A 7,969-nucleotide genomic window follows, 5' to 3' on the forward strand; every position below is an offset into this window, starting at 1 on the left:
CGTCCACCACCGCCCCCCAATCCGCGGTTCGCTCGATCGCGAGCTTGCCGGGCAACAGGCGCTGGTCGACGTAGGCGAGCGTCGCGGCGCCGTCGGCAGCGCGCGCCAGCTCCACGGTGCGCGGGAGACGGTCGAGTCGGAGGTTCGCGGTCACGGGGCTTCCTTTCCTTCGGAGACCACCATTCTAACGGAAAGCGCCCGAGCGCGGCGAGAGGACGTCGCGCCGCGCCGACCGACGGGACGGGGAATGCCCTCCGAACGATCGACCGTCCGATTGGCAACCGGCTCGTGACGGTTCGATCGACGCGAGCCGCGGACGGGTATCGTGGAAGCGAACACCGTCGCAACGACCGCGCAAAGGAAGCTCCATGCCGAACACTCAAGCACCCGTCAAACCGCCCGCATCCCGACCCTGGCAGGCGGAGCCCCTTTCCGACGTCCTCCTCGAGCTCGACTCCTCGCTCGAAGGGCTGAGCGAGCTCGAGGCCGCGCGCCGCCTCGCCGAGACGGGCCCCAACGAGCTGAACGCGAAGCCGCCGCGCACGCTGGCGCAGATGGCGCGCGAGCAGCTGACCGACCCCATGATCCTCATCCTCCTCGTGGCGGCCGTGCTGTCGGCGCTTCTGCAGGAATGGGCCGAAGCCGGCATCATCTTCGCCATCGTGATGGTGAACGCGGTCATCGGCATCGTGCAGGAGCGCAAGGCGCAATCCTCGCTCGAAGCGCTAAGATCGATGAGCGCGCCCGAGGCGCGCGTCGTCCGCGACGGCGTGGAGATGGTGGTGCCCGCGCGCGATCTCGTGCCGGGCGACCTCGTGCAGCTGGGCGACGGCAGCATGGCGCCCGCCGACCTGCGTCTGGTCGAAGCGGCCGGGCTGCGCATGCAGGAAGCCGCGCTCACAGGCGAGTCGGTGCCCGTCGAGAAGGACGCCTCCGCCGTGGTTCTGCCCGGCGCGCCGCTGGGAGACCGGTCGAACATGGCGTTCGCCACCGCCATCGTCACCGCGGGACGCGGGGCGGGCATCGTGGTGGCCACGGGCATGGGAACCGAGGTCGGGCACATCGCCGGCATGCTGGAAGGCGACGAGGAGCTGGACACGCCCATCAAGCGCAAGCTGGCCTCGTTCGGCAAGATCCTCACCATCGTGGGCGTGGCGGCGGCGCTGGCCGTGCTGGCCGTCGGCCTGGCCTACGGCCGCCCGTTCGCCCCCTTGCTGCTGCTGGCCGTGTCGCTGGCCATCTCGGTGATCCCCGAGAGCCTGCCCGCCACCGCCACCATCACCATGGCGCTGGGCGTGCAGCGCATGGCCCGCCACGAGGCGCTCGTGCGCCGCCTGCCGGCCGTCGAGACGCTGGGCGGCGCCACCGTCATCTGCACGGACAAGACGGGCACCCTCACCGAGAACCGCATGAGCGTCGTGCGCGTGTCGCTGGGCCCCGACCTCGACCGCGACGAGGCGCTCGAGCCCGCCGAGGCGCTCGAGGAGCACCCCGACCTGTTCGGCTACCTCGCGTTCGCCGCCGTGCTGTGCAACGACGCCGCGTTCGCGTCCGCCGAGGAGGGCGCGCCGGGGGCGCAGGCGTTCATCGGCGACCCCACCGAGGGCGCGCTGCTGGTGCTGGCGCGCGACAACGGCATCGACCCGACCGCGCTGCGCTCGACCTACCCGCGCCTGGCCGAGCGCCCCTTCGACTCCGACCGCAAGCGCATGTCCACCGTGCACGAGCGCGACGGCGAGATCGTGGCCGCCGTGAAGGGCGCGATCGATTCGCTGCTGCCCCGCTGCGCCTTCATCATGGACGAGAACGGCCCGCGGCCGATGACCGACGAGGATCGCGCCCGCGCGCTGGCCGTGGCGCAACGGCTCTCGGACGAGGCGCTGCGCGTGCTGGCATTCGCCACCCGCGCCCTGCCCGGCGTGCCCGGCGACGAGGAGGACATCGAACGCGATCTCGTGCTCATCGGCCTCGTCGGCATGATGGACCCGCCGCGGCCCGACGTGCGCCAGGCCGTGGAAACCTGCCGCACCGCCGGCGTCCGCACCGTCATGATCACGGGCGACCACGCCTCCACCGCGCGCGCCATCGGCCGCGAGCTGGACATCTTCCGTCCCGGCGACCTCGTGGTCACGGGCGCCGAGCTCGACGAGATGGACGACGCGGCGCTCGACGAGGCGGCCCGCAACACCTCGGTGTTCGCCCGCGTGTCGCCTCTGCACAAGCTGCGCATCGTGCGCGCGCTGCAGCATGCCGGCGAGGTGTGCGCCATGACGGGCGACGGCGTGAACGACGCGCCCGCGCTCAAAGCCGCCGACATCGGCGTGGCCATGGGCATCACGGGCACCGACGTGGCGAAGGACGCCTCCGACATGATCCTCATGGACGACCGCTTCACCACCATCGTCTACGCCGTGCGCGAGGGCCGCCGGGTGTTCCGCAACATCCAGAAGGTGGTCTCCTTCCTCGTGGCCGACAACGTGGCTCAGATCGTGGTGCTGCTCACCGCCGTGGCCTTGAACTGGAACGCGCCGCTCACCGCCGTCATGATCCTGTGGGTGAACCTGGCAACCGCGTCGCTGCCCGCGCTCGCGCTGGGCGTGGAGCCCGCCAGCCGCCACATCATGGAGCATCCGCCCATGCGCGTGAACAACCTGCTGGACGGCCCGCTAGCGCGCCGCGTTATCTTTCAGGGCGTGTTCATCGCGGCGCTCGCGCTGGTCGCCTTCGTGATCGGCCAGAACGCGGGCAGCTACGAGCTGGGCTGCACGATGGCGTTCGGCGTGCTGGGATTCTCCCAGGTGCTGCGCTCCCTGAACCAGCGCTCCGCCACCGACCCCGTCTGGGACCGCGAGGGCGCCCGCAACCGCCAGCTGGGGCTCGCCGCGGCGGCCAGCATCGCGCTCATGCTGGTCGTGCTGCTGGTGCCGCCCTTCATCGACGCGTTCGGCGGCACGACGATGGACCTCGGGCAGTGGGCGCTCGTGGTGGGCTTCGCCCTGCTGTCCGTCGTACAGACCGAGATCGCGAAGGCCATCGGACGCTGGCGCGCGCGCCGCTAAGCGCGCAGTCGCCGGAAAAGGGCATCCTCGCGCGCGAGAGCGCCGCCGTGCACGAACGGCGCATTGCCTACATGCACGCTTTTGACAAGGAAAACGGGGCGAAATGCCCGTACATGCTTGACAAAAGCGTGCATGAGAAGGAAAGGCTTGCTGCTCGGGCGCATGCGCGTTCGTCCCTCGTCGCTGCTTTGCCTTCGGCGACGGCGAAGTGGCGCTCTGATGGGTTTTCCCCGAACCGCTCATGCTCGCGCTACAATATCGTTTCACCGATGAACGAACTGCAGAGCGCGCGAAAAAAGGAAAAAAAGGGGGGGTTTGAGCATGGATGGGATCGAAACCGAGCGCGACCTTTCTCTCGACTCGACGTTCTTCGTCGCGTTCGACCTCACCCATCGCGCGCTCAAAAGCGGGCTGGCGCAGGCCAGCAGCCTCAGCGTGACGCAGTACCGCGTGCTGGTGAAGCTGCTGTCCGCTGGCCCGGACGGCATCGACCAGTCCAGCCTCGGAAAGACGCTCGACCTCAAGCCGAACGTGGTGACGCAGGCCGTGAACGCGCTCGCAGCCGCCGGGTACGCGACGCGCCGGCGCGCCGGCGACGGCGATAGGCGCGTGCGCACCGTGGGCATCACCGACGCCGGAGCAAGCCATGTGGCGCAGGCCAACGACGCGCTCGTCGAGCGCCTCTACGCCCTGTTCCCCACCGAAGACGCTGCCCACCGCACCATCCTCGAAGCCTCCATCGCGGCCGGCGCGAGCATCGAGGCGGCACCGTCCGGCGAGGCCGCCAGCCGTTTCGCCGCTTCGCGCGCGCTCGTGTCGCTCGAGCTGGTGAAACGCGCGATGGAGAGCGCCTTGCAATCCGCGTGCGGAGCATCCCTCAGCGAGTGCCGCGTGCTTCAGCGCCTCGGCGAGGTGGGCGAGCCGCTTCGCATCGGCGACATAGCCGATCAGCTGCAGATGACCCCGGTCGCCGTTGCGCGGGCTGTCGACAGGCTCGTCGAACGGGAATGGGCCGTGAGGCTGGCCAGCCCCCGCGACCGCAAGGCCGTGTTCGCCGCTGCCATGCCCCAGGGCGAACGACAGCAGAGGATCATCGTCCGAACCGTCGCCTTGCTTGCGCGCAAGCACCTTTGGAGCAGGCTCGATCGCCGACAGCGCCATGCTCTCGCGCGCACCTGGCGCATCGTCATCGCCGACGTCCAAGCGCGCAAGGAGGCCGAGCGCAAAGCCGCGCTCGGCCTCCTCCAGCCCATCGACTGACGCGCACGCCGTCTGCGCATGGATCGCCGATGCCAGACTTCCGCATGCAAAAACCTTCTCCGCACCGGAAAAAAGACGAGCAAGACGCTCGCACTTTCTTTTTACCGCCATTGGCGGTAAAATACTGGCGGTAAAATATTCGAGAGGAGGCCTCTGGTGTACGAACCGCCCTTCGACCCCACCGACAAGATTACTGCAACCGCCTTGGATATCGCCGAGATGGTGGGACGGCTCGCACCCGACTCCGCGCTGTCCTCCTCGCCCGTCCTCCATCGCGAGCTGCGTATCAAAACCATACACTCTTCTCTGGCTATCGAGCAGAACACACTCACAATGGAGCAGGTGACCGATATCATCGACGGCCGGCGCGTCTTCGGTCCGCCCGACGATATCCGGGAGGTCCGGAATGCCAAACGAGCATACGACTTGCTCGGCAACTGGGATCCGCGCAACATGGACGACCTCCTCGAGGCCCACGGCGTCATGATGGAAGGCCTGCGCAAGGACGCGGGAACCTTCCGGACGAAAAACGCAGGAGTATACGACGGGGATCGATTGATCCATGCCGGAACCCCCGCATCCTACGTTCCCGAAGTTATGGCCGACCTGTTCGAATGGCTGGGTTCGACGAAGCTCCACCCGCTTCTCGCTTCGTGCGTATTCCATTACGAGTTCGAATTCATCCACCCGTTCTCCGACGGAAACGGCCGCATCGGAAGGCTCTGGCACACGCTGCTGCTGGCTCGATGGCGCTCCGTGCTCGCCTGGCTGCCGATCGAAAGCATGATCCGGGAGCGCCAAGACGCGTACTACGCCGCATTGAACGAATCGAACGCGACCGGATCCTCGACCGCCTTCGTAGCCTTCATGCTCTCGGCCATCCGCGATGCGATGGAGCCTTTCTGCACGGAAGAGCGTCGAGAGGACGGGCTGAGGAATAGCATCCTGAGCCTCATGGCCGAGAACCCTTCGATCACGGTCTCCGAGATCGCGGAAGCCGTCGGCCTGGCAAGACGCACGACGGAGCGCGCCATAGCTTCGCTCAAGGAAAGCGGGCGCGTCCGGCGCGTCGGAAGCCCACGCGCCGGACACTGGGATATTTCCTAAAAGAAGGCCGCGCTTCCCCCTGTCCGAAAGGAGAAGCGCGACCGGGATTCCATGCTACGCGCGACCCTTCTTCACCAGCGCGCCCATCCCGAACATGATGGCCAGGTTCACGACCACGTCGGCGGCGAACCATGCTCCCACCGTGCCCAGCTGGATGCTGGCCGAGTTGACGGCCGAGAACGTGCCCACGGTGAGAACCATGACCACGAGACCGCAGACGAAAGCCGCGAGCACCAGGTTCCAGCCTGCGCGCTTCTCGTCGCGCGCCCGCGCGAGGCAAGCGCACACCGTCATGGACGCTGCGCCCAGAAGCGTGCCGAGAAACGCCGCGAACCCCACGAGCGCCAGCACGAGCATCGGCAGGGAGGGCAGCTTCGAGCTCATGGACGCCACCTGCACGGCAGAGAGTATCCCGCTCGCCGTGATCAGCAGGCACACGATGGCCGCAAGCGCCGTCGCCCAGCCCCACAGAAACGCAGTCGCCGGCCTGCCCGCGCCCTCGCTGCGGCGCGCGAACAGCAGACCGTGCAGCGCGACGCCCACCGTGGACACGACCATCGCCAGCGATGCTGCGTACATGAACGCCACGAGCGCCGACCCGGTCAGGATGGAGCACACGACGTCGAGGATGGGCACGTCGGCCGCCGAGATGTAGTCGTAGGAAAGCGTTCCGGTCAAGTCCATCACGGCCAGCCCGATGCGCCCCACGATCGCCACAGCGAGCGCGATCATAAACAGCATCGCATACGGCCGCGCCATGTCCTTCAACTGCTCTTTCATGCTACTCCCCTCCCTTCATCTCGTTGGCGACGGCGTACGTGCCGCACAAGTACCCGCCGCAGAACGCCAGGCTCACGTCGCCCAACAGCGAACCCAGGATAGGGTCGCCGATGTAGCTGTTCTCGCCGCACGCGCCGCCGGCCGTGTGCCAGCCCGCGTACAGGCCGGGGATCACGGTGCCCTTGGTCGAGATCACCTGCATCTCGTCGTTGATCATGAGGCCTGCCTTCGTGCCGTACAGGTTTCCGCCGATGCGGCAGCCGTAGAACGGCGGGTCCTTGATGGCGTGCAGCCACTCGGGAGGCATGGGATACATGAAGTCGTCCTCGCCGCGCTCGCAGCACGCGTTCCACTTCTCCACGGCCTCTACCAGCACGCCGGGGGCGAACCCCAGGTCGCGCTCCAGCTCCTCCAGCGAGTCGCGCTTCTTCAGCACGTCGGCGTCGATGGCGTCCTGCACGCCGTGGTGCCAGTCGCGATAATGCTCGGGCACCTTGTCGATCTGCTCGAGGTCGGGCGTGATCAGCTTGCGGCAATGCTCCTGCGCGAAGCCGGCCAGATGATCCTCGTAGTGCGCGTCGAAGACGATGTAGGAGCGGTGCCCCGGCGGCGTCATCTGGATGGTGGCCAGATCGCCCAGCGCGTAGATGGCGTTCGCGCCGTCCTCGCCCACGCGGCTGTCCATGTAGCGAAGACGGTTGCCGCAGCGGTCGACGGTGAACCACGGCTGGCGCGACAGCTGCGTCATGCCGTCGTAGAGGAAGCGCGCCCACTGGCCGCCCTCGGCCTCCCAATCGACGCCGCCGTCGAAGCTGGCCGAGCTGTTGAAGCCCGACACGTCGGCGTTCACGCCCAAGCCCATGCGGAAGCACTCGCCCGTCTCGCCCGCCGTGAGGTAGCTCGAGGCGCAGCCCATGGCCGCCGTGGGGATGTAGCGCTCCAACAGGGCTTTGTTGTTGCAGAAGCCGCCCGCCGTGAGGATGACGGCGCGTTCGGCGTGGATGTACTTCTCTGCGCCGTAATCCTCGCGCACCACCACGCCCACGATCCTCCCGTCGCCGTCCTGCACGAGCGCCTCCGCCGGGCTTTGGAAGAGGTACTGCACGCCGTGCTTCTGACCAAAGCTGAACATGGCGTCGGTGGCGTCCTTCATCTTGAGCACATGGTGGTCGAGCGTCGAGTTCTTCGGCGCCACGTACACCGGCACCTCGCCCAAGCGCCACCGGACGCCGCAGTCGGCCATCCAGTCGATGCACGTGCCGCCCGCCTCGGCGATGCGGTGGATGAGCAGCGGGTCGCACGCGTAATGGTACTCGTCGATGGCCCAATCGGCCAGCTTGCGCGCGTCGAAGGGGTAGGACGGGAACGCGAAACGCTTCGACTCCTGCAGCTTCGATCCGCCGAGGATGGCGCACATGCCCGCCTCCTGGGCGTTGCCGCCGTGCAGGCCCATAGCCTCGACGCAGATGGTCCGCGCGCCCTGCTCGGCCGCGCGCGCCGCCGCGTTCAAGCCGCCGCCGCCCGCGCCCACCACGCAGATGTCGCACTCGTAATCCCATGTCGCGGGCACCGCGCGCGGAGGGATAGGGCTTGCATCGTCCGCCGGGAACGCCGCGCCGTTGTGCTCGCGATACGTGCCGTCCGACCAAGAGGCGTTGGTGACGGCGCTGTCGGGCACGTCGACGGCCTTCGACCCATCGGCCGCCCAGTCGCCGATCACGCCCTCCGGCACCGCATAGGCCGCGCCCGGCACCGCCGCCGGG

At 68.1% G+C, this 7,969-nt stretch carries 5 protein-coding genes; 3 read left to right on the forward strand and 2 right to left on the reverse strand.

Annotation, left to right across the window (positions count from 1 at the left end):
* The first annotated feature begins 368 nt into the window (after positions 1-368).
* From GT613_RS13900 to GT613_RS13910, 3 genes are all read left to right on the forward strand, one after another.
* Positions 369-3,059 (forward strand): cation-translocating P-type ATPase, encoded by a 2,691-nt coding sequence (locus GT613_RS13900; RefSeq protein WP_009304469.1) that lies wholly within the window; start codon positions 369-371, stop codon positions 3,057-3,059.
* A gap of 321 nt (positions 3,060-3,380) precedes the next feature.
* Positions 3,381-4,319, forward strand: a complete 939-nt coding sequence (locus GT613_RS13905; protein WP_009304470.1) for a MarR family transcriptional regulator — start codon at positions 3,381-3,383, stop codon at positions 4,317-4,319.
* A gap of 156 nt (positions 4,320-4,475) precedes the next feature.
* The gene (locus GT613_RS13910) at positions 4,476-5,426 is read left to right on the forward strand and encodes a Fic family protein (protein WP_009304471.1); all 951 of its coding nucleotides are present in this window, start codon (positions 4,476-4,478) and stop codon (positions 5,424-5,426) included.
* 54 nt (positions 5,427-5,480) lie between these two features.
* Here the strand turns inward: GT613_RS13910 and GT613_RS13915 are convergent, their stop codons facing one another.
* Together GT613_RS13915 and GT613_RS13920 are read right to left on the reverse strand one after the other, a co-directional pair.
* Positions 5,481-6,206 carry a hypothetical protein gene (locus GT613_RS13915; protein WP_161172678.1) on the reverse strand — a complete coding sequence of 242 codons (726 nt, stop codon included), beginning with the start codon at positions 6,204-6,206 and terminating at the stop codon, positions 5,481-5,483.
* A gap of 1 nt (position 6,207) precedes the next feature.
* Positions 6,208-7,969: FAD-binding protein (locus GT613_RS13920; protein WP_240132898.1), on the reverse strand; the 1,762-nt coding region annotated here is incomplete at its 5' end.

Origin of the sequence: Eggerthella sp. BIOML-A4 (assembly GCF_009875575.1) — a bacterium.
Classification (GTDB): domain Bacteria; phylum Actinomycetota; class Coriobacteriia; order Coriobacteriales; family Eggerthellaceae; genus Eggerthella; species Eggerthella lenta.

What these genes read in the sequence shown, in the direction of transcription:
- GT613_RS13900 (WP_009304469.1), top strand. Translation starts at nt 369, where the DNA reads ATGCCGAACACTCAAGCACCCGTCAAACCGCCCGCATCCCGACCCTGG.
- GT613_RS13905 (WP_009304470.1), top strand. Translation starts at nt 3,381, where the DNA reads ATGGATGGGATCGAAACCGAGCGCGACCTTTCTCTCGACTCGACGTTC.
- GT613_RS13915 (WP_161172678.1), bottom strand. Translation starts at nt 6,206, where the DNA reads ATGAAAGAGCAGTTGAAGGACATGGCGCGGCCGTATGCGATGCTGTTT.